The 22,905-nt window shown below is 42.3% G+C and carries 15 protein-coding genes; 8 read left to right on the top strand and 7 right to left on the bottom strand.

All coding sequences use genetic code 11. From position 1 onward, the window contains the following. Positions 1–50 precede the first annotated feature (50 nt). Together VLA57_RS06105 and VLA57_RS06100 are read right to left on the bottom strand one after the other, a co-directional pair. Positions 51–995, bottom strand: a complete 945-nt coding sequence (locus tag VLA57_RS06105; RefSeq protein WP_333954591.1) for a metallophosphoesterase — start codon at positions 993–995, stop codon at positions 51–53. A 113-nt stretch (positions 996–1,108) separates the two neighbouring features. Next, positions 1,109–1,717, bottom strand: a complete 609-nt coding sequence (locus tag VLA57_RS06100; protein WP_133103801.1) for a rhomboid family intramembrane serine protease — start codon at positions 1,715–1,717, stop codon at positions 1,109–1,111. A gap of 320 nt (positions 1,718–2,037) precedes the next feature. Here VLA57_RS06100 and VLA57_RS06095 point away from each other — a divergent pair, with 320 nt between their 5' ends. Both VLA57_RS06095 and VLA57_RS06090 read left to right on the top strand, forming a co-directional pair. Next, positions 2,038–3,555, top strand: coding sequence for a hypothetical protein (locus VLA57_RS06095; protein ID WP_333954590.1), 1,518 nt, complete (start codon positions 2,038–2,040; stop codon positions 3,553–3,555). Between the two features lie 442 nt (positions 3,556–3,997). Next, positions 3,998–5,599 (top strand): OmpA family protein, encoded by a 1,602-nt coding sequence (locus VLA57_RS06090; RefSeq protein WP_333954589.1) that lies wholly within the window; start codon positions 3,998–4,000, stop codon positions 5,597–5,599. Between the two features lie 248 nt (positions 5,600–5,847). Here the strand turns inward: VLA57_RS06090 and nagZ are convergent, their stop codons facing one another. Continuing rightward, positions 5,848–6,933, bottom strand: coding sequence for a beta-N-acetylhexosaminidase (gene nagZ, locus VLA57_RS06085; protein WP_333954588.1), 1,086 nt, complete (start codon positions 6,931–6,933; stop codon positions 5,848–5,850). Between the two features lie 482 nt (positions 6,934–7,415). Between nagZ and VLA57_RS06080 the strand changes: the two genes are divergently transcribed. After that, entirely contained in the window at positions 7,416–9,626 is a 2,211-nt protein-coding gene (locus VLA57_RS06080) for a carboxy terminal-processing peptidase (protein ID WP_333954587.1), read from the top strand. A 501-nt stretch (positions 9,627–10,127) separates the two neighbouring features. On the opposite strand, the gene VLA57_RS06075 is transcribed toward VLA57_RS06080, so the two are convergent. Further along, a complete protein-coding gene (locus VLA57_RS06075; RefSeq protein ID WP_011279591.1) occupies positions 10,128–10,613 on the bottom strand; it encodes an FKBP-type peptidyl-prolyl cis-trans isomerase in 486 nt (161 codons plus the stop codon). Between the two features lie 325 nt (positions 10,614–10,938). Between VLA57_RS06075 and VLA57_RS06070 the strand changes: the two genes are divergently transcribed. After that, the gene (locus VLA57_RS06070) at positions 10,939–12,885 is read left to right on the top strand and encodes a M61 family metallopeptidase (RefSeq protein WP_333954586.1); all 1,947 of its coding nucleotides are present in this window, start codon (positions 10,939–10,941) and stop codon (positions 12,883–12,885) included. Positions 12,886–13,011: 126 nt separating this feature from the next. Here the strand turns inward: VLA57_RS06070 and copM are convergent, their stop codons facing one another. Both copM and VLA57_RS06060 read right to left on the bottom strand, forming a co-directional pair. After that, positions 13,012–13,851 (bottom strand): CopM family metallochaperone, encoded by an 840-nt coding sequence (gene copM / locus VLA57_RS06065; RefSeq protein WP_333954585.1) that lies wholly within the window; start codon positions 13,849–13,851, stop codon positions 13,012–13,014. Positions 13,852–14,047: 196 nt separating this feature from the next. Then, on the bottom strand, positions 14,048–14,674 hold the full coding sequence (locus tag VLA57_RS06060) for an rRNA large subunit pseudouridine synthase E (RefSeq protein ID WP_333954584.1): 627 nt from the start codon (positions 14,672–14,674) through the stop codon (positions 14,048–14,050). A gap of 216 nt (positions 14,675–14,890) precedes the next feature. Between VLA57_RS06060 and icd the strand changes: the two genes are divergently transcribed. Beyond that, positions 14,891–16,150, top strand: coding sequence for an NADP-dependent isocitrate dehydrogenase (gene icd, locus VLA57_RS06055; protein WP_333954583.1), 1,260 nt, complete (start codon positions 14,891–14,893; stop codon positions 16,148–16,150). 158 nt (positions 16,151–16,308) lie between these two features. Here icd and VLA57_RS06050 read toward each other — a convergent pair whose 3' ends face one another. After that, positions 16,309–18,528: an NADP-dependent isocitrate dehydrogenase gene (locus tag VLA57_RS06050; protein ID WP_333954582.1), complete on the bottom strand. Its 2,220-nt coding sequence runs from the start codon at positions 18,526–18,528 to the stop codon at positions 16,309–16,311. Between the two features lie 669 nt (positions 18,529–19,197). Here VLA57_RS06050 and VLA57_RS06045 point away from each other — a divergent pair. From VLA57_RS06045 to glyA, 3 genes are all read left to right on the top strand, one after another. After that, a complete protein-coding gene (locus VLA57_RS06045; protein WP_333954581.1) occupies positions 19,198–20,535 on the top strand; it encodes a GNAT family N-acetyltransferase in 1,338 nt (445 codons plus the stop codon). 52 nt (positions 20,536–20,587) lie between these two features. Beyond that, on the top strand, positions 20,588–21,094 hold the full coding sequence (locus VLA57_RS06040; protein ID WP_333954580.1) for a chorismate--pyruvate lyase family protein: 507 nt from the start codon (positions 20,588–20,590) through the stop codon (positions 21,092–21,094). Positions 21,095–21,481: 387 nt separating this feature from the next. Then, complete coding sequence (glyA, locus tag VLA57_RS06035) at positions 21,482–22,738, top strand: serine hydroxymethyltransferase (protein WP_020442674.1); 1,257 nt, start codon at positions 21,482–21,484, stop codon at positions 22,736–22,738. The last annotated feature ends 167 nt before the right edge of the window (positions 22,739–22,905 follow it).

Genomic DNA, 22,905 nt, shown 5'->3' with positions numbered 1-22,905 from the left:
ACGCATATAAAACATCATACATCTCAAAGATAGCCAAGTATGCGAGCCTCTTAATCATGATGATATTGGATAAAACGACTGGTCCTCAACGGTAAAGGCTGCTCACTATCGAGCTGATAACAGGTCAGATAACCGCTATCGACGGCTGCCGAATAATCGGTACAGACCACTTGTGAACTGAGCGGCTCAGGGTTACCCGTTAGCCAATAATGTCCGACAAAGACAGGTTTGTGGGTTTTCAGAGTGAAGTCAATATTTTCAGCCAATACATCTTTAGGGATTTGCGCTAATGCCGATAAAGGTGCGCGCGCTATTTCATAAAGACTGCGTGTATTCAACTTATCAAGCCACCAGCGTACTCGTACGCGCGTGCGCTTAGTGCCTTCTTTATCGACCATCACTAAGCCTTTAGGCAGTGGCGTTTCAACGCCTTTTAACACGCGCTCTAATGCATCAAATTCTACAGTATCTTCTCTAGAGGTCGAGATCAGCCCATGGACTGTCAGGCAATTACTCTCGGTCAATAACGGCTGCAATATCGCCATGCTGTCGACATCCCAACAAGCATGCACAAAGCAGGCATAGTCGGTTTCAAGCCACAAAGGAATCTCATACAAGCGTCGTAGCCAATATTGATGTGTCTCTGAACCAAAAGGGACTTCTGCCAAAAACGCCTCATGCTGACGAGTATGTATCTCATTATGTGAGCGCAGATATTGACTGCTATCATCAGGATCGAGGGTGGCAAAGGCGAGAGCATTATATTCATGATTGCCCATTACGGCATCAGCAACATCGGCATCAAGCATGGCAAAGACGATTTCTAACGTCGCTACCTGCTGTGAACCGCGATCAATCAAATCCCCAATAAATAGCGCACGATGACCAGAAGGCGGCACAAAGTACTGACCATTATGGACATAACCCAATTGCTGTAACAATCCAACCAGTTTGTCTGCGTAGCCGTGAATATCACCGATAACATCTATAATCATAATAAAGTTTCAAATCTTAAATATAAAAGGGCGTAAAAAGCGGTTTCGTGAAAATGATATTGACTGTTATCCGTGTTTACTTAATTCGTTACTGTTATTTTCAGTAAAATTTTTTAAAACCCCGGTGACAACAGCGCATTTAGAAAATGCGGCAGCACTTGTGGCTCTAGAACAATCGTGGCTATCACCCCAAACGCGCCACCCCACATATGGGCCATATGATTGATGTTTGAGCCGCCGCGTTTATCAGAATAGATACTGTAAGCGACGTAGGCTACTGCAAATAAGATAGCGGGAATAGGAATGATCGCAAACAGATAGATTTTTTCCCAAGGAGCAAGCAATATAAACGCAAACAATACAGCAGAGACACCGCCTGATGCGCCAAGGCTTAAATAGCTGGCACTTTGCTTGTGCTTAATATAACTTGGAATCATCGCAACAATAATAGCCAGTACATAGAAAAGCAGAAAGCCATAACCGAACAAAAACTTTTGGTATAAGCCCTCGATGGCACGACCAAAAAAGTATAAAGTGAACATATTAAAGAGTAAGTGCATGCTATCAGCATGGATAAATCCATGAGTCACAAAGCGATCCCATTGACCATTGTTCACTGCTGGGGGATAAAAAATCAGTCGATTAAACACTGCTTTGTTTTGCCACGCCAATAGACTGACAATAACCGTAATAATAATGATAAGCGTCGTCTGGTTAAACAAAGGATAGTCCTTAGGTTGGGTCTGATAGATAGCAGTGATAAGTAAGGCAATACTTATAACATAGGTTGTGTTGGTTATTGTCATCCAAATATGAATGATAAACAGTTACGTATTCATCTTAATAATAGTAGCAGCGATTATCATGCAAAAACCAATATGCGACAAAATTGTGCTTTAATGCTTGGTTATATTGAATAATATAACATCGTACGAGTGACAGTGAGTAATGCTTCGTATACTGACAGTAACGACTGATGCTATGACCAATCAAAATATATCGACTATATATGTAACATTAACGCTGACAGAGGCAGTAACTTATGAGTATCATCGATCAACTAGAGCAAACGGTGACCCCAGCTATATTGGGTAACAATGGTAGCGTCTCCCATGTCAGCTTATTGGAACAATTTTATGCGATTTTGGCATCGCGTTTGGCATTGCCACATATCTACTCACAGTTATTGCGTATTGATGCCACCGTTATCAATGAAAATGTCGCCCAACCGCCATTATTTGAGCAACTTTGGCAAACCGCAAGCTTACGTCGGTTGATGATTCAAGAGCTGGCATCGACCCATCATATTGATGAGTTTACGACGATGCAGCTGCTGATGAATGCCGCGCCACTGGCCTATCAAGAGTTAAAAATACTGGCTAATGGACAATTTTTGCCAGCCTTTTTGCAAGGTGAACAAGCCTCATTGCGCCCTTATTTGCCGATATGGTCCGCACCTATCATTGGCGCGCCGCAGCATACTGATGATGAGCTGTTTCAGAGCCAGAGAGTATTGGCAGGGACTGTGATACCAGCTGTTGCTTTAAATAACTACAAGCCCGCCGCTGTCGATATTATCGCTTCACCGAGTTTCACAGCAGAATCGCCAATACCAACTTTAGATGAGCGTCTCAGCACTGATTCGATTCATGTCAGTCCAGCAGAGCATCATTTGGCAGAAAATAGCAGCCTACGCCGAGAAAAAACACGTACCCGTAATCAACGTAATGACATGTTGCTATGGACATTTGTATTACTAGGGGCAGTGACCGCTATTGGACTTGTGTGGGCATTATTAATCAAGCCAAATGACACGCCGCCAGTAGAGGCTGCGGTTACAATGCCAGTTGTCGTACCGCCTGTGATTGAACCGCCCGTACAAGTGGTAACGCCAATTGAGCTCATAGTGGGGGTGGATAACAATGGCAGTCTTTATACTTGTAGTGGGTCAGTGGGCGATGTCGCGCTACAAATCCTATTACAACAGGCGCTAAATACTAGCTTTGGTGAGCAGGCAGGGATGTGTCAGTTAACTGTCAAAGAAGGCGTTGCCAGCAGCGTTGCCAATATGCCAATAGAGGTATTACCTAATGTACTGACATTATTGAGAGCAGCGCCGTTTGCGCGCTTACAATTACAGAATGATCGCATCACGGTAGAGGCGCCTGATGCTATGCAGCTACAGCGCTTAATGACAGATATGCGTACATTGCTACCATCGATGATGATTGAGAGTACTGCACCACTACCATTACCTAGCAACCCTAATGATATGAATAATGGTATCGTAGAGCAACAAGGTATGGCGACCAATAATTTTAATAATCAATTTGAGAATGCGCCTGCCAATAACAATGCTAACAACAGCGCTAATAATGTGGAATATCAAGCACCAGACGATGAGACCAACGATAGTGTGATGCCCGCACCTGTCAGAAATAATAATACTAATAATTTCAATAGCACGCCTTCAGGTTCAAATGGCTCTATCTCTTTATCTGAAGTTGACGATATGGCAAACAATGTTATTGTGGTTGAACCTGCTCAAGTCAGAAGATAAGTCACTATCATTTTTAAAGACTATAAAACGTTAAAAAGTGTCTTATATTTTATAAGGCACTTTTTTGTTTCTACTAATAAGCAGTTTTTTAGGCAATATTTGATTGATACTGTTCTAATATTGCAATTTAACGTCGAGCTGAATATGGATTCGCAATTTTTACTTTATAGGCATCATAGTTACGAGTAACAACTGAAATATTACTTATTGTAGCATTTGCACAACAGCGCGTTGATTGTGAACGCCTTCTTAATACTTTTATAATGACGAAAGCTGAATCTGGTCATTGCCCACTTTATAGCGTGGCTAGGTGTTATTTCAGACGATTAAATTTTAGATTACTACTGTTATAAATTAGCACTGACATAAAGCGCTTTTTTTTGAGCGCGTAAACGATATAAAACAAGTCACATAAAATAATGATGAATCGAGGAAAGATGCTATGGATATTATTAATCATTTGACACGGACAGTCAGTCCAGCGGTACTTGGAGACGATCACAATCCCGCCAAGAAAAATTTACTTGAACAGTTCTATGCTATTTTTGCGGCGCGTCTAGCAGACAATCAGACCCATGACCGTTTTGCCAATGAAACGATTGCTCGTGATGATCAAGGTTTTTATGATCGTGTATGGACAGAAGACGCACATCGCGATCAAATCGCTCGCGAGCTTGCCGGTAAGCATAACGTCGATGTTACGGCTGCTCGTGGCTTAATTGCCATGGCAGCCCCGCTTGCTTATCATGAAATCAAAAGTTTGGCAGGTACGACTCCAGTACCGCAATTTTTAAACGAAAATATTGACAGTTATCAGCGTCATATTCCCGTATGGGCAACGGCTGTATTGCCTGTTGGCGTGATTGCTGCTGCTCCTGTTTCTACTGGTACGCATATATCAGATACTGTTAGCACCGCGCCGCTACAGCGCGAAGCAGAAAAAGATGGCAGCTTTATGAAGGCGCTGTTACCTATTATTGGATTGATTATTTTAGGGGCTTTAGCTTGGGCGCTATTAAGAGGCTGTCAAGATAAGCCTGAGCCGGTCGGCAAGCCTGTTGTGACAGAGCAACAAGCCGCGGATAGTGATGGGCAGGCAGTTGCAGGTGATATTACACCAGCATCCTTGCGTATTGCTACTGGTGAAAATAGTGAGCTATATGCATGCCGTATGGATGTGGGTAATGACACGCTACAGAGCAATATCATGACTGCGCTGACTGGCGTGTTTGGTGATGCCGCCAATAATTGCCGTGCAGATGTCGATGATAATTTCTCAATAGATATGCCAGCGACTGCGCAGCTTGCCACTATTTTACCTATTTTTAAAAATGTCCCAAATGCCAGTATGTTGGTCAAAGGCGATACGATTACGGTCAATGCTGCTGATACTGCCGCTTTAACCAAATTGGTATCTGATTTACAAGCTGCTGCGCCAGCGATGACAGTTATTGCTGAAGGTCCACTGAATGAGCAAACTGAGATTGCTGATAGCTTAACAGCGTCTAAGGCGGCAATGGATAACTTGGGTCAGAACCCCGATCCTCGTGATGTCGCTCGCGCCTTAAGTCTACAAGTGGTCAATTTTGAAGTAGATAAAGCGGTGATTCCTGACGCCAATAAAGCGCTATTAGATCGCGCTGTGAAGCTAATGGAGCAAGTGCCCAATATGACACTGATGATTATTGGTCACACCGATAAAACAGCGGATGCTGCTTATAATCTAAAGCTATCAGAAGAGCGTGCGCAGGCTATGAAGGCGTATTTGGTCGCGCAAGGTGTTGATCCTAGCAAGCTTATGACCAAAGGTATGGGTGAGACCGATCCAATAGCGGACAATACGACAGACCAAGGTCGTTTCCTTAACCGCCGTATCGAGTTTGTGGTTTATGACGAAACGACTACGGCCAATGATGGCTTAGCGATTAATAGTGATGCGCTTGATCCAGACCTAAATCCATTAGACAGCGACAACGATGATTTAACGCCAGATGCTGATGATGCTAGCCGTGGTACGGCATTGGATCCAGCTGCAACCAATTAAGCGAAGCGTTAAGATACATTGAATTAAACTATAAATCAGAAAAACCGCATCTTAATCAAGGTGCGGTTTTTATCTTGTCTATTCTTCTATATCAAATTAACTTGATTGCCATTTATTAGATGTATAGTCAAAATACTCTAAAAACGCTACGGTACTGCTGGTACAAATTTTTTGCAGCCTCTGTCTGCATGGGCACAGCAAGCAAGAAAAATTGATACCAGCAGTACATAATGTGTCGATATTACTTTTCACTGACTATAGCTAGTCGGGTCTTTTAACTCAAGATTAGCGGATGCCTTAGAGTCTAATTGAGTAGGAATAAACGTCTGTGAGATATTCTCTTTTGCTTGTTGCCAATAGTCAAACTGCTGACAAGTCGATTCAAGGTCGCCTTGCCAAGCGGGTATCTGTCCACACATGGTTTTGATGCGTTTTTGATTGGGATAGGGCAGCTCTTGCGCCGCTTTTGCTGCTTCATGAGCCGCGACGCGATCATTACAAACCAAAGCAATATCACAGCCAGCTTCGATCGCTGCTTTGACGCGCGCACTGACATCACCCGCAGCTTTTGCCCCTGCCATAGACAAGTCATCAGAAAACAATACCCCGTCAAAATTTAGCTGCTCACGAATAATGTCTTTGAGCCAAATCTTAGAAAAACCCGCTGGTTTATTATCTACTTGCGAAAAAATCACATGTGCTGGCATCAAAGCATCAAGCCAAGGCAACGTTTGCGCAAATGGCTGCATATCACTGTTCATAATCTCATCTAAGCTACGATCATCGATGGCTTCTGCAACATGCGAGTCGGGGGCTATTGCACCGTGACCAGGGAAGTGCTTACCCGTGGTTGCCATGCCAGCGGCTTTCATACCTCGCATAAACTGGCTTGCCAAAGCAGTGATAGCTTGCGTCTCATGGTGGAAGCTGCGATCACCGATAACTTGGCTGATACCATCTCTATCGAGCACTGGTGCAAAGCTCAAATCAATGCCCACTGCTAATACTTCAGCTGCCATTAAATAACCACAATCATATGCACAGTCTAGAGCGCGATTGGGGTCTTGGTTAAATAACTCACCAAATCTTCCCATCGCTGGCAGTGGCGTAAAACCGTTACGCAATCTGGCAACGCGTCCGCCTTCTTGATCGACCCCAATCAGAATGTCAGCGTTGTGACAACGTATGTCGTCACACAGCGCGCGCACTTGGGCGGCATCGGTGACGTTTCTGGCGAATAATATGACCCCACCAACTTGTGCTTGTCTAATTAAGCTGACATCTTCAGCCGTCAGCGCGGTACTATCGATATCAATCATTAAAACGCCATACATTGCGTGATCCTTATGAGGTTATATATTGTTATATGCTACGGTAAACTAAAAAGCCATGAGAAATGACGTCTATTATTCATCGCTATCAGGGTCTTATTATGACAGTAATTACGAGTCCAGCATAATGTATCACGGGAATTCATTGGAAGACATTTTAATACATTGACCGATATTCGTTAAATAGAGTCATCTGGTTTATATAGTAGGAAACTTGGTATGAGCGCGCGCAGCGTGTAAGATTGTTTATACAGTTTGAGACAGAGCTATATTCATGCCCATGCTAGTATTGATTGGTTTTTTAACGATAAAACCAACATAATCCTTACGCAGATATAAGCTTTTAGTGCTAGCGTAACGCATGGTTTAGTGTTAAATATAAGAGAGTAAAAATAGCTGGATTTTATGGACAGCCATTTATAGATATTTTTTGATTTTGCTAAAAACAGAGCATACTTTTCACTTAAAATAATTAGGTAGATATGATGAAAAAACAACCAGCACAGTGGTTACTCAGTGCAGCGTCAGTGGGCATCGCAGGTTTAATTCTTACCCAGAGCTACGGCACCGCAGTAGCTGACACCAATACCGAAGGTTTTAAACAGACGCCTGAGCAACAGGTTACCACGCGCCAAGTAGCGGCATTGCTGGATCGCAGTCATTATCTTAATCAGCCACTGGATACAGCGACTGGTAGCGAGATTTTGTCTATGTATATCGATAGTCTCGATCCAAACCATACGTTGTTTTTGCAATCTGATGTTGATGAGTTTAAGAAAAAGTATGCCGATGAATTTGGTGCGCGTTTAAAGCGTGGTGATTTGTCTGCTGGGATAGAAGTATTTGAGCGCTATCGTAAACGCTCAAATGAGTATTTTGCCATGGCAAAAAAGATGCTAAAAACAGATATTAATTTGACCAGCAAGGATAACATTGTCCTTGACCGTGAAAAACTCAATCATTTTAAAACCAAAAAAGAGCAGCGCGACTATTGGGCAAGTCAGTTAAAGTTTCAGTTGATGAGTATTACTTTGGGTAAGGAAGACGAAAAAGCAAAAGAAAAAGTCTTTCTAGACAACCCAGATATCACGCGTGGTCAAGATTTAGTCCGTAATGATGAGCGCACGCCAAGTGAGATTTTACTAAACCGATTGTCTCGTCAGCAAGAGCAGTTTACCCGTCTCAAAGATGATGAGATTATGGAAACCATCTTAAACACGGCGATGCTGACCTACGATCCTCACAGTAATTATTACGCGCCAATTCAAGCCAATGAGCTGCAAATACAATCTAGCCTACAGTTAGAAGGCATTGGCGTATCTATCCGCCCTGACCGCAAAAACCCAGACTATACCCGTATTGTGACCTTAGTCGATGGCGGTCCGGCAGCAAAATCCGGTCAAATTAAGCCCAACGATTTAATTATTGGTATTGCCAAAGATGGCGAGACTATGACTGATGTGGTCGGCTGGTCAACGCGTGAAATCGTCAGTTTGATTCGTGGTAAACGCGGTACATCGGTGACGATTAAAGTTCGTCAGCCTAATACCCCTGATGCCAGTGCTCGTAATGTGACTGTGGTTCGAGATATTATTGCACAAGAAGAATCAGGCGTTACTCAGCGTGTTGTTGAAGTTCAGCGTCCAAATATCGATAAAACTCCGAAACGTATCGGTGTTCTTGAAATACCAAGCTTTTATTTGAACTACCGAGCCCGCCGTAATGGTGAAGATTATCGTAGTGTCAGTATCGATACCGAAAAAGCATTGAAAGAGCTAAATAAAAAGAATATCGATGGCTTGGTCGTTGATTTGCGCAATAATCCAGGTGGATCACTAGATGAAGTTGCCAAAATGCTTGGCTTCTTTATTAAGAGTGGTCCGCTAGTACAGATTCGTGATAATCGTGGCAATATTCAAGTCTACCGTGATGATGACGGTGATGAGCAGCTATATGATGGTAAGGTAGTCGTTTTGACCAATCTTGCATCTGCGTCAGCAAGTGAGATTTTTGCTGCCGCTATTCAGGATTATGGACGTGGCTTGATAGTCGGTAGTACTACAACAGGTAAAGGCTCAGCGCAAATCCAATTAGACAGCTTGGCGCTTGGTTCTGCGACGTTAACGCAGCGTAAATTCTATCGTATCACCGGTGGTAGTACGCAGAATAAAGGCGTGGTCCCTGATATTGAATTGGTCAACATCTATGACGATGCAACCTTTGGCGAGCGGGCACAGAAAAAGGCGCTGCCTTGGGATACAATTAAGACTGCACCGTATAAGCCCGAAGGTAAATTCACGTCGAATACCTTGGCGACTCTCAACCAACAGTCAAAAATCCGCCAACAAAAAAATCCGCAGTTCGTTTATTTATCAACGCTCAATGATATCCGTAATATGGAAGATGAGAAAAAACCAGTTGCGCTCGATATCAATAAACGCCGTGCCAAAATGCAGCTAATAGAAAAACGCTCCCTAGAGGCTGAGAACAAGCGTCAGATTGCAACTGGTGAGCATCCTTATGCCAACTGGAATACTTATCAAGCGGCAATGGATGCGAAGTTTGAAGAGCGTAGTCAGATGAAGGCTGCTGAGCGTCCAGAGCTACCAGAAGATGAAGCTTTCATTAATGAAGCGGCTTATATTATGCTCAGTGCTGAGCCAACAAAGCTGAGCAGTCCTGAAGAAAAGCTATAAAAATTATTGTAAACTATTATTTATTCAGCTGCCCAAACTCTACGAAAAATGCACGTAAGCATATGCTTACAAGGATTGACGTTTAGACCTCTTACTTAGTATGGGTCAATCTGCGATTATACATCTACGGCACGATTGAACTGAAAGGTTCAGAGGTACTAGGGATTGGTATCTGGAAAGTCGCATAAGGGATAGGTAGTTTGCTGATTAGGGATGATAGGGCTGGATGCCCGACCGTTATAAAATACTTCGGGATTAAGTATTGAATGACAGTAACATGGATGGTTGGTAATAAAAGCCGCATAATGCTAGTCATTATGCGGCTTTGTTACGTCTGGGCTTTGTGATATTTTAAAGGTCTTAATGTCAAGTAAGTGCAGATGAAAACCTTTAAATTTGCTTATAAAAAAGGGTCAATAGAAAAATCTACTGACCCCTTGCAACAAAGGATGGACTTCATCACTCATTGCTTATGCATCTAGCACAATAATCTATAAGAGATTAGTGTTCAACGCCACCTGCACCATGTACATGACCGTGGTTTAGTTCATCTTCAGTAGCAGCACGTACTTCTTGGATTTCAACATCAAAAGTCAAACGCTTGCCAGCTAGTGGATGGTTTGCATCAACAGTCACTTCTTTGTCACTGACGGCAGTCACAGTAACTAGCATCACTTGACCACCAGCTTCTGACTGAAACTGCATACCAGGCTGGATATCTTCAACGCCTTGGAAGTTGTCACGTGGTACATGTTGTACCGCTTGTTCTTGGTATTCGCCGTAACCATCAGCAGGCTCAACAACAGCATTAACTCTTTCGCCAGCAGATTTACCTTCTAGTTGTTGCTCTAGACCTGGGATGATATTACTGTGACCATGCAAATAAGCAAGTGGTTGACCTTCTGGAGATTGGTCAAGGATATTACCTTCGTCGTCTTTTAGCGTGTAGTTAAACTTGACGGCAGTGTCTTTTGCGATAGTAGTCATAAATTATCCTAAATATGTTGATATTAAAAATTAAATACGGTTGCAATAAACCTAAAAAAGCCAATCAGCCAGCCAAATAGCCACGTCATCAGTTAATTATCATCAGTTTATTAGGGTAACTTTAGCAGTTAGCCTCTTTAATTGCGATAACTCCCATCACTTTCAAGGTTAAAACAACAAAAAATGCCAATTAATCGTGTAATTTAGCAGAATAATCCATGTTTTTAGCATATTAACCAAATACTGCGTTGCTGGTTTTAGGTTCGCCAGTTGCGTTTTTGAGCAATGACTTCTACCATAGCAGTAATTATAAGGATAAAAAAATATGACTTCACTCTCTCATGCTGCCGATAATCAGCCATCTAATATTAACTACCAATTCGACTTTGAGCGTTTTTTAGAGCATCTGGTTGATGTCACGCTTAGGTTTACAGCAGATACAGACGCGCCAAGCTTATGGCTACCGGCATGGATACCGGGCAGTTATTTGATGCGTGAATTTGCTCGAAATATCACCGCTGTACATTACGAGATATTGGATAAAGAGTTATCGGATAACCAGATTGCGAATCATAAAGATCCTAAGTGTTATCGCGCGCAAAAAACTGATAAGCACACATGGCAATTGCCACACGCAAAAGCAGGGCAAACGATAAGCGTATATTACGAAGTATATTGTTATGATTTATCGGTACGCACGGCTTATGTCGATCAGCAGCGCTTGTACGGCAATTTTACCTCACTGGCATTGGCAGTTGCTGGGCAAGAGCAATCATCAATCCAAGTTAGCTTGATGGTACCTGAAGCCTTTTTTATTGATAAAAATAAAGAGCAAGTATTACTGGCGTGTGGACTCAAAGCTACACATTTACAAAGCGATGAGCAATATTTATATGGTGTGCAAGCGGAAAGCTATCACGAACTGATTGATTATCCGTTTGAGATTGCGATACAAGAGAAATTTGATTTTATCATTCAAGATAATCAGCATCAGACGCTGAGCCATCAATTTTTCCTCGCAGGTAAGCATAATGCCAATATGGGACGATTGCAGCAAGACCTAACTCGGATCTGCCAGACGTATCTCAATTGGTTGGGTGACGCGCCATTTAATGATTATACTTTTATGACTTATGCTAGTGGGCAAGATTATGGCGGCTTGGAGCACATCAATTCGACCAGTTTGATTACCCCACGCCGTGATTTACCTCGTATCAATGAACCAACAATGCCAAGTAGTGATTATCAGCGATTTTTAGGCTTGTGTAGTCATGAGTATTTTCATGCGTGGTGGGTCAAGACAGTTCGTCCCGATGTGATGCTAGATGTGGATTTACGCCGCGAAGCTTTTACACCTTTGCTATGGGTATTTGAAGGCTTTACCTCGTATATTGACGATTTTATGCTGCAAGCCTCAGGGGTTATTGATAAGGCAAGCTATCTAAAGTTATTGGCAGAACAAATTAATCGCTATCACCAAACGCCGGGTCGCGCACAGCAAAGTGTGGCAGAATCGAGCTTTGATGCGTGGATTAAGCTGTATCGCAACGATGAAAATACTGGCAATGCGGGTATCAGTTACTACAATAAAGGCGCGTTGGTGGCGTTATGTCTGGATTTAACGTTACTAGAAAAGAGCGCGGGACGTTATCGTTTATTTGATGTGGTCAAAGCTTTTTGTGAACAAGCGAAGCAAAATGATAATCAGCGCGTCGGGATCAGTAGTGCCGATATGGGGACTGTCATTGGGCAGTTTATGCCATTAGCAGATTGGGAAGATTTTGAGCGCTGCTATGTTAATGGCGTTGAAGAGTTGCCTCTAAAATCGTTGTTAGCCGCTAACGGTATTCAGTTACATAGCAATACCAAAGAGACCGCTGACAAACATGTACCGTGGGGCATGAGATGTACTGAAACGCCAATGGGACTCAAGGTCAGTAAGGTAGCGCGCGCGAGCGCCGCGGCAAAAGCTGGACTCTCAGCACATGATGTTATTATCGCAATTGATGGTATCAAAGCAGATAACAAACAACTAGCCCTATTCAATGATGCATCACACGACATTGAATGCCATTTGTTTCGCCGTGATGAGCTGATGACGGTTAAGGTTGTACCGAAAGTCGATACAGATGAGAGTGATGGTTTAGATAAAGTCTTTCCACATAGCATTAGCTTGCGTTTAGCAAAGGCTAATACAGATGATGAAAATAAGATAAATGAATTAAAAACAGAAAGTGCTTGGTTAGATGTGATGAAGGGTGCTCAGTCATAGCGATTTGGCTATCACACGTAGTTGAGTGCTCTACAGAGACAGTGGCTACTATAAAATTAGTAGCTATTAAAAAGCCCATACTAAACAATGATGCTTAGCATGGGCTTTGTGTTGTACGCTTAAAATTTAAGCATTAGGTTTTGTGGTTTTGGCAACCTCTACGGCTTCTTTCTGGTTTGCAGAAGTATCTTGATCGGTAGCATTGCTTGCATCTTTTTCTGCATTAACTAACGTTTTTGCAATCCACTCTTGTAACCATATAATTTCAGGCTGCTGGGCATCAATGATGTCTTGTGCCAATTTACGCATTTCCTTATCGGTACCATATTGGAGCTGTACCATTGCCATATCTACCGCGCCGCGATGATGAGGCAGCATACCACGTGCAAATGCCATGTCTGGCACAGGGTTTGCGATGCCAGTCATCATGTCGTCATGCATGGCTTGCATGCCTGCCGTATAAGCTTGTTGCATTACTTGGGTATTGGGCTTTGGCTTGGGCGCATCAGGGTGGCTAGCAAGCCATTTATTTATAATATCAATCTCAAGCTGCTGTGAGTCAATGATGTCTTTTGCCAGCTTACGCATCGTCTCATCATTACCGTATTTAAGCTCAATCTTTGCCATATCTACTGCACCATGATGATGCCCAAGCATACTTTTTGCAAAGGCTGTATCAGGATCATTATAAGCCATACCTACCATCATCTCATTATGCATATCAGTCATAGACTTCGTATAGTCTTTAAATATGTCCGTCATTGGCATCTCATCTGGCGTAGTATCAGCAGTCATCATATCGTGAGCATCCATATCTTCATGGCTGTCAACTTGCTCTGCTACAACCGGTGCATCGTCTTGCACTGCATTCACCTCAACATCATCTGATGCTGGCTGGCAAGCACTTATTAATAGCGCAGCAGACACGCCAGTAGCAAACAAGGCAAAACGATGAAAAGCAGTCATGACATATCCTTACCATAAATTGAACAAGAAGCTTAGCAAAAAAGCATATGAATCATATAAAGCATATAAAGCATATAACTAAATGTTAACAGATAAATCTTACTCTTTCGAGACGCTATGTTTAAGATGTCGTAATATAGTGAGCTTAAATAAAAAAATCTATCTTAAGTACAGCTTTAATTAGGTATTATGATAGCTAACCTATGATGCCAAGTTTGCGGCATTGCTCACTATTTAAATGAATGCGTACAAACTCACCAACGCCCAACTCTCCAAGCTCAAATCCTGCCACTGACCAGCGTATCAAGCGTAAGCAAGGCAGCCCTACATGCGCAGTCATACGCCTCACTTGGCGATTTTTGCCTTCATAAATAGTCAGCATCAACCATGAAGTTGGGATATTTTTACGCTCACGAATAGGCGGATCGCGCTCCCATAATGTAATCGGCAAGTCGACTTCATCCACTAATACTGCAGAGGCAGGCAATGTCTTACCGTCTTTCAAGACCACGCCTGACGCCAGCGCCTTTAATTGGACAGCAGTGACCATGCCTTCTACTTGCACCAAATAAGTCTTACCTTGTTTTTGTCTATTTTGCGCAAAACCCTTTGCAGATGGTGGCTGCGTAATGGCTTTATTAATACGTCCATCACTGGTCAAAATCAGCAGCCCCTCTGAGGTAGCATCAAGCCGACCAGCGATACGGAGTGATTTATCCGTGAAATATTCTGATAGAGTAGTATGGTCATTATTGCTGTCATCACGGAATTGACTTTGTACTCCGTAAGGCTTATTAAACAAAATCAGGCTAGAGCTGGACATAAAATAGCGTTTCCCAAAAATAAAATGGCGGATAGCAGGACATATACTATAAGAGTTAATATACGAGTAAAGCTTAAAGGTAGAGGCGTGGTTTACCTTAAGTTTATCGTATTGTACAAACATTTATAATGCTGTCATCACCATGATAAAACAGCTAGCATAACAGAATGCCAAGGACGCTTAAAACACATAATACATATCAAGGAGTATCACCTCATGTCATATAACAAGGTTATCGTACCAATAAACGGCGAAAAAATAACCGTAAATGCTGATTTATCCTTCAATATTCCAAATCATCCTATCATTCCCTTTATCGAAGGCGATGGCATCGGCGTTGATATCACACCTGTCATGATTGAAGTGATTGATGCGGCAGTTGAAAAAGCTTATAAAGGCAAAAAGTCCATCGTTTGGATGGAGACCTATTGCGGTGAAAAAGCCTCTAAAATTTATGACGGCGAATTTATGCCAGAAGAGACGCTTGATGTGTTGCGTGATTATGTCATCAGTATAAAAGGTCCGCTGACTACGCCAGTTGGCGGTGGTATGCGCTCGCTGAACGTGGCAATGCGACAAGAGCTTGATTTGTACGTTTGTCAGCGTCCTGTACGTTGGTTCGAAGGCGTTCCAAGTCCTGTCCAACATCCTGAGTTGACTGATATGATTATTTTCCGCGAAAACTCAGAAGATATCTATGCCGGTATCGAGTGGAAAGCAGGCAGTGAGGATGCCAAAAAAGTCATTAAGTTTTTAAAAGAAGAGATGGGCGTGACACAGATTCGCTTTTCAGAAGATTGTGGCATTGGTATCAAGCCAGTATCAAAAGAGGGCTCACAGCGTTTGATTTTTAAAGCGATTCAGCACGCCATCGACAATGACTTGCCTAATGTGACGCTTGTGCATAAAGGCAATATTATGAAGTTCACTGAAGGCGCTTTTAAAGAGTGGGGATATGAGGCTGCTACTGAGTGCTTTGGTGCTCAATTACTAGATGGTGGCCCTTGGATGACGATAACAAATCCTAAGACGGGTCATAAGATTGTGATTAAAGATGTGATTGCGGATGCGTTTTTGCAGCAAATCTTGATGCGTCCAGCTGACTACTCAGTGATTGCGACATTAAATCTAAACGGCGACTACATCTCTGACGCGCTAGCCGCGCAAGTCGGTGGTATCGGTATTGCTCCGGGTGCTAATAAAGGAGTTGCTATTGCTGTATATGAGGCAACCCATGGTACAGCGCCAAAGTACGCCGGACAAAACAAAGTCAATCCGGGTTCGCTTATTTTATCAGCTGAGATGATGCTACGTGATATGGGCTGGACAGAGGCCGCTGACTTGGTCATCGAAGGTATCCAAGGTGCTATCAAAAATAAGACCGTGACCTACGATTTTGAACGCTTGATGCCGGATGCCACCTTACTAAGTACCTCTGAGTTTGGTAAAGCAATCATTAAACATATGAATGGGTAAGAAAATGATATCTTTTACATAATGTCTTATAAATAGTTTCTGACATAAAAATTACTCATTAATAAAAGACAAAAAAACACCCCAAAATCTAAGATATTTGGGGTGTTTTTTTTACGCTAATGTCACTTCTATAAATTAACTTTTATAAGATGAGTTAATTATAATGAAGCAATGGCGTTATTGAACAAAGTGCTAGGACGCATTGCTTGCTCAGCCAATGCTTCATCCGCTAGGTAATAGCCTTTAAGATCCATAGGCTTACCTTGAGCATCATTTAGCTCTTTGATAATAGATGCTTCATTGCTCTCAAGATTCTGCGCAAGTGCGGTAAATTGCGCTTTTAGCTCGCTGTCTTGATCTTGAGCAGCAAGCTCTTGTGCCCAATACATAGCAAGATAGAAATGACTGCCACGGTTGTCAAGCTCACCAGTTTTGCGTGATGGAGACTTGTCATTCAATAACAGCTTTTCAGTTGCTCTATCTAAGGTATCAGCCAATACTTGAGCTTTAGGGTTGTTGTCATTCTGTGCTAAATGCTCTAGCGACACAGTCAATGCCAAGAACTCACCCAAAGAATCCCAACGTAAGTGGTTTTCTTCAACCAATTGTTGTACATGCTTTGGTGCTGAACCGCCAGCGCCTGTTTCAAACAAACCGCCGCCCTTCATTAATGGAACCACTGACAACATCTTAGCACTGGTGCCCAATTCTAAAATCGGGAATAAGTCAGTGAGATAATCACGTAAGATATTACCAGTAGCAGAAATCGTATCAAGACCACGAGCAACGCGCTCTAAGGTATAACGCATGGCACGAACTTGTGACATGGTTTCGATATGTAGACCAGTGGTATCATGATCTTTTAGATACATTTTTACCTTTTTGATCAGCTCGTTTTCGTGTGGACGATACGGGTCTAACCAAAAGATAACTGGTGTATTCGATTCGCGTGCACGGCGTACTGCAAGCTTGACCCAATCTTGGATAGGCTCATCTTTAACCTGACACATGCGCCAGATATCACCTTTTTCAACACGCTGCTCAAGCAAGATTTCATTTGTTTCTTCGTCAACAATACGAGCAATACCGTTATCGCTCGCTTCAAAAGTCTTGTCGTGTGAGCCATATTCTTCCGCTTTTTGAGCCATTAGACCGACGTTAGGTACTGTACCCATCGTTGTTGGATCAAAGTTGCCATGCCATTTGCAGAAATTGATCATTTCTTGATAAATACGAGCAAAGGTAGATTCTGGCATGACAGCTTTGCAATCATATAGTTTACCATCAGCACCCCACATTTTGCCGCCATTACGTATCATAGCAGGCATGGATGCATCAACGATGATGTCACTTGGCGAATGGAAGTTGGTGATGCCTTTTGATGAATCAACCATCGCCAAACGTGGGCGATGTACTTGGCAAGCATGTAAATCACGCTCAATCTCTTCACGCAAACTGGCTGGCAACTCGGCAATTTTTTCATACAAACTTGCCATGCCGTTATTAACATTGACACCTAGCTCGTCAAATAATGCGCCATGCTTTTGGAAAGCATCTTTATAGTAGATTCTGACCGCATGACCGAAGACGATAGGGTGTGATACTTTCATCATGGTCGCTTTTACGTGCAACGAGAATAAGATACCAGCTTCACGGCAGTCTTCCATTTCACGCTCATAAAAATCAAGCAGTGATTTTTTGCTCATGAACATAAGATCGATGACTTCTTTATCAAGCAAAGCGATGCCTGTTTTGAATACATTTACAGTGCCATCGTCCGCTAAGCGTTCCATACGTACAGTACGTGCTTTATCTAAAGTGATAGATTGCTCGCCATCATAGAAGTCGCCGCTGTGCATATGTGATACATGCGTTTGTGACCATTGTTTCCATTCACCCATAGAATGCGGATGTTTGCGTGCGTAGTTTTTGACCGCTTTTGGTGCGCGGCGATCTGAGTTACCTTCACGAAGTACAGGGTTTACCGAGCTGCCTAGACTTTTGCCATAACGCAGACGAATCGATTTTTCTTCGTCAGTTTTTGGGTCATCTGGAAAATCAGGAATGGCATAGCCTTTACCTTGTAGTTCTTTAATAGCTGCTTTCAACTGTTGAACAGAAGCACTGATATTTGGCAATTTGATGATGTTGGTGTTTGGATCTTGTGTCAGACGACCTAGCTCAGCTAAGTTATCAGGAACGCGTTGCTCTTCACTTAAAAACTCAGGGAATTCAGCCAATACACGGGCAGCAACTGAGATATCACTGGTATCAACTTCAATGCCTGCTGTTTGAGTAAATGCTTTGACAATAGGCAAGAATGATACGGTTGCAAGCGCTGGGGCTTCGTCGGTTTTTGTATAAATAATTTTTGACATTGTAGTAGAGTATTCCTTTATGTTGTCATTAATAAGGGGAGTAAGGCTTGGATCTTATTTAATCGCTTTATATAGCCTTCATACCATAATGAGTGATGGCGCTAAATTAAGCACATCAAGTGTCACTTTTGCAATCATACAAAAATATATTTAAACAGTTTGACGCATTTAAATAGTTTTGAGACTGCCTGTTGACCTTATTTTGCAAAACTATCTTTTGGAAGCTGTTTTAACCTTTATGACAAACTTACCGCCAAAAGAGGGGTTGAACGATTGGGTAACACTGCCTGACGATACATGACAGTCGATATATTATAGTTCATCCACTATAAATCCGATATGATGTCAATCTCGTATGTTGAACTAAGTATACTATTTCGCTCATATCTCATCTATATGAATTATATTAAGCTAATAATACTCTTATTCTATCAGTCATCAAGATTGATATCATCTTTTCCATGTAATTTGCCTGTTTTTAATGGCAGTTTTTATTACGTATGGCATCAAAGTTTTGTTTCGATCACACTAGTACGGCATCATTTCTTAAACGGTATCAATCATCCTATAACGGTTATATAAAATTCTTGCAAATTGTGACAGCAAAAAAATGCCAATTTGATAGGCTATATGATCAAGAAAAGTCATCAAAAAAACAGTGTGCTGATTATGAATTTACAATATGCGTTACTGAACGATACCAGTTGGCAAAGCCTAAGCGAGTGGCAAACGCCAGACACCCCTTTTATGTCATTTGCCTTTTGGCAAGCGCTTAGTGACACTGGCGCGATTGGCGAGGAAGCTGGCTGGTTACCTATTTATATATTGGTGCACCGTGTAGATGCCGATGACGATTTTGTAGTACAGAAAAATTTGTCTTCTGTAGAAGCTTCTATAAAGGTGAAGCAGCCGGTTGCCGTGATGCCCGTATTTATCAAAGGTCATCACCAAGGGGAATTTGTATTTGACCATTCATGGGCGCAAGCTTATGCGCAGTATGGTCTCGACTATTATCCGCGTTTGGTAACGAGCGCCCCTTATACGCCTATTACTGGGCAGCGTTTATGGGTGGCAGCAGGTGAGACGCTCGATGCTGACATTATAAAGACCGCTATTGCCGGGGTGGATGATATTGCGCAGCAAGTAGATGCCTCTGGCTGGCATGGGCTATTTGTCACACCTGAGATGGCTGCTATGGCTAACGCATCGCTGCCGACTGATATTGATATAGAAATGGCGCTTAAAACCCAAGCAAATGGTGTAACGGCAAAACCGATTGAGCTACCGATACTTGAGCGTCAAGGTTGCCAATTTTTATGGCAAAATAAAAATCTAACTCAAAATAATCAGCCATTTACAGATTTTGAAGCATTTTTGACCACGCTTAAAGCCAAAAAACGTAAAACCATTCGGGCTGAGCGCAGAAAAGTTGCTGAGCAAGGTATTACGTGCCAGCGAAAATGCGGTGATGACATTACCGAGTCCGACTGGAAGACTTTTTATCATTGCTATGTAATGACTTATGCGGTACGTGGGCAGCAGCCTTATTTGACCATGGATTTTTTTAAAGCATTAGCGCAACATATGGCTGAGCATTTAATGCTCGCACAAGCACTTGATGCCAACGGTGAGATTATCGCGAGCAGTCTGTTTTTATATGATAAGCCTGACAATAAAACGGCAACTTTGTACGGTCGTTATTGGGGAGCGCTTGGTGAGTATGATAGCTTGCATTTTGAGCTGTGCTATTATCAAGGTATTGAGTTTGCCATCGAGCAAGGCTTGCACTATTTCGACCCAGGAACGCAAGGTGAGCATAAGCTGATTCGTGGCTTTATTCCAACAGCTACCCACTCACTGCACCGTATTTATGATGCGCGTTTTGTGCCAGCGATTGCTGATTTTTGCCGCAAAGATCGGCTACAGATGTCGCAATATCGAGAGCAAGCATTTGAAGCTTTGCCGTTTAATATTGATAATATGCCAATGTTCCATAACAATGAATAACCTTATCTTTTAACCACCTTCTACTTAATAAAGTACACATTAGCCGTAAACTATGACCTCTCATCTTCCTTGCGTAACCAATTCATTACCTCCAACTGAGCTATTACCTTGGCTAAATACCGAAGGCTCTCTTACTGCCTTGCTAGAGGTAAAAGCTGGGCAGCCGCTACGTGTGGAGCGTCACTTTGAGGGTTATCGTCTCCTATCTTTAGCACAAAAAAAACAATTGGGTATCAAAGGGGCAGCGCTTAGTCATCCACGGCTGGCATGGGTCCGTGAGGTATATCTATACGGGAGTGACGAGCTACCATGGGTACAGGCGCAAAGCCTGTTTCCGTTATCAAGTCTAAAAGGCAGTGCCAGACGTCTACAGCAATTAAAAAGCACACCCATAGGCTATGTATTGTTTAATCGCAGTCGCACCTTACCCAATCAGCGCTGTATCAAATATACGGCAGATGGCTGGCAACGGCAGACGCTTTATGATTGGTACGGTCGTTCTTTACTCATTAGTGAGACCTTTTTGCCACGGTTCTGTGAAAAACAATTGGATATTTAAGTACTTCATCAGAAAATTAAAACAACCAATTAATTAGCCAACTATTTTCCACTTTATTATTCAGATAAGTTTTTAGTGAATAAATTTTAATGAATTTACTGCTTCTATTTAGAGGATATATTGATAAGTTACTGAAAAAAATAGATTTAAATATAGAGAATTTTGCCCTGTCGTCTACTCAAAATAAGCTGATATTTTTTTGCGCTCGCAACATAAAGTTTCATGTTACACTTAAACTTTAGCGAGAATATCGATGCAAAAGAGTATCGAATTTATCCTTAAAACTGCAAGCTCATGCCTTTTGCTTGCCTATTTCAAACTTCTTTTGCTACTTGCTTCTTTCAACGACCGTTATTACTAATAAACGTCACCACTTAGGACTTTACTATGTTTAAAGATATCTCTATCAAAGATTTTGATCCAGTACTTGCTGAAGCTATGGCTGCTGAAAGCGTTCGTCAAGAGAACCATATTGAGCTTATCGCTTCAGAAAACTACTGCTCACAAGCAGTGATGGAAGCGCAGGGTACTGATTTGACCAACAAATACGCTGAAGGCTATCCTGGTAAGCGCTATTACGGTGGTTGTGAGCATGTTGACGTCGTTGAGCAACTAGCTATCGACCGTGCAAAAGAATTGTTTGGTGCAGAATATGTGAACGTACAGCCACACTCTGGTAGCCAAGCAAACTCTGCTGTCTTTTTAGCATTGCTTGAAGCCAATGATACTGTACTTGGCATGAGTTTAGATGCTGGTGGTCACTTAACGCATGGCGCACATATCAACTTTTCAGGTCTGAACTACAATGCAGTACAGTATGGTTTGGTCGAAGGCACTGGTCTTATCGATTATGACCAAGTTGAGAGCTTGGCAAAAGAGCATAAGCCTAAAATGATCATCGCTGGTTTTTCAGCGTATTCACAAGTAGTTGATTGGGCGCGTTTCCGTGAAATCGCTGACGAAGTAGGCGCTTACTTGCTAGTGGATATGGCTCACGTTGCTGGTCTTATCGCTGGTGGCGTTTACCCAAGCCCAGTACCGTTTGCTGATGTAGTGACCACAACTACGCACAAAACCTTACGTGGCCCACGTTCAGGTATGATTCTTGCTCGTGATGAGAAGCTTGCTAAAAAGCTCAATTCTGCCGTATTCCCAGGCAACCAAGGTGGTCCGTTGATGCATGTCATCGCGGCAAAAGCAGTTTGCTTTAAAGAAGCATTAGAAGAGAACTTCAAAACCTATCAGCAGCAAGTGGTTAAAAACGCTCAAGCCATGGCAAAAGTCATTCAAGATCGCGGTTATGAAATTATCTCTGGTGGCACTGAAAACCATCTGATGCTTATCAGCTTAGTTAAGCAAGAGATGACTGGTAAAGAAGCGGATAAATGGTTGGGTGACGCACACATTACGGTCAATAAAAACGCCGTACCAAACGATCCAAAATCTCCGTTTGTGACTTCTGGTATCCGTATTGGTACACCAGCGATTACCACTCGCGGCTTCAACGAAGCACAAGCAGGTGATTTGGCAGGTTGGATTTGTGATGTTCTTGACAGCCGTGGCGATGAAGCAGTGACTGCTGAAGTACGTGGCAAAGTAGAAGCGATCTGTAAAGAGCTTCCTGTCTATGCTAAAAACCAGTAATTTCTAATTAATTGGTTTTATAAGTCAGAAATAAAAAAACCGCTTAGCTTTTGCTAGGCGGTTTTTTTGTGCTTACGTACAAAATTTTAAATATATGCTTTGTATTTAGTGGTTGCATACATACATATTTAAAATGTAGTTAGTTCTTGTTTTTTAACCTCATTTGA

The sequence above is a fragment of the Psychrobacter sp. S4(2024) genome, from assembly GCF_036861305.1.
Taxonomy (GTDB): domain Bacteria; phylum Pseudomonadota; class Gammaproteobacteria; order Pseudomonadales; family Moraxellaceae; genus Psychrobacter; species Psychrobacter cryohalolentis.
Note: the sequence above shows the minus strand (reverse complement) of the source record. Positions and strands in the feature narration are given on the sequence as shown.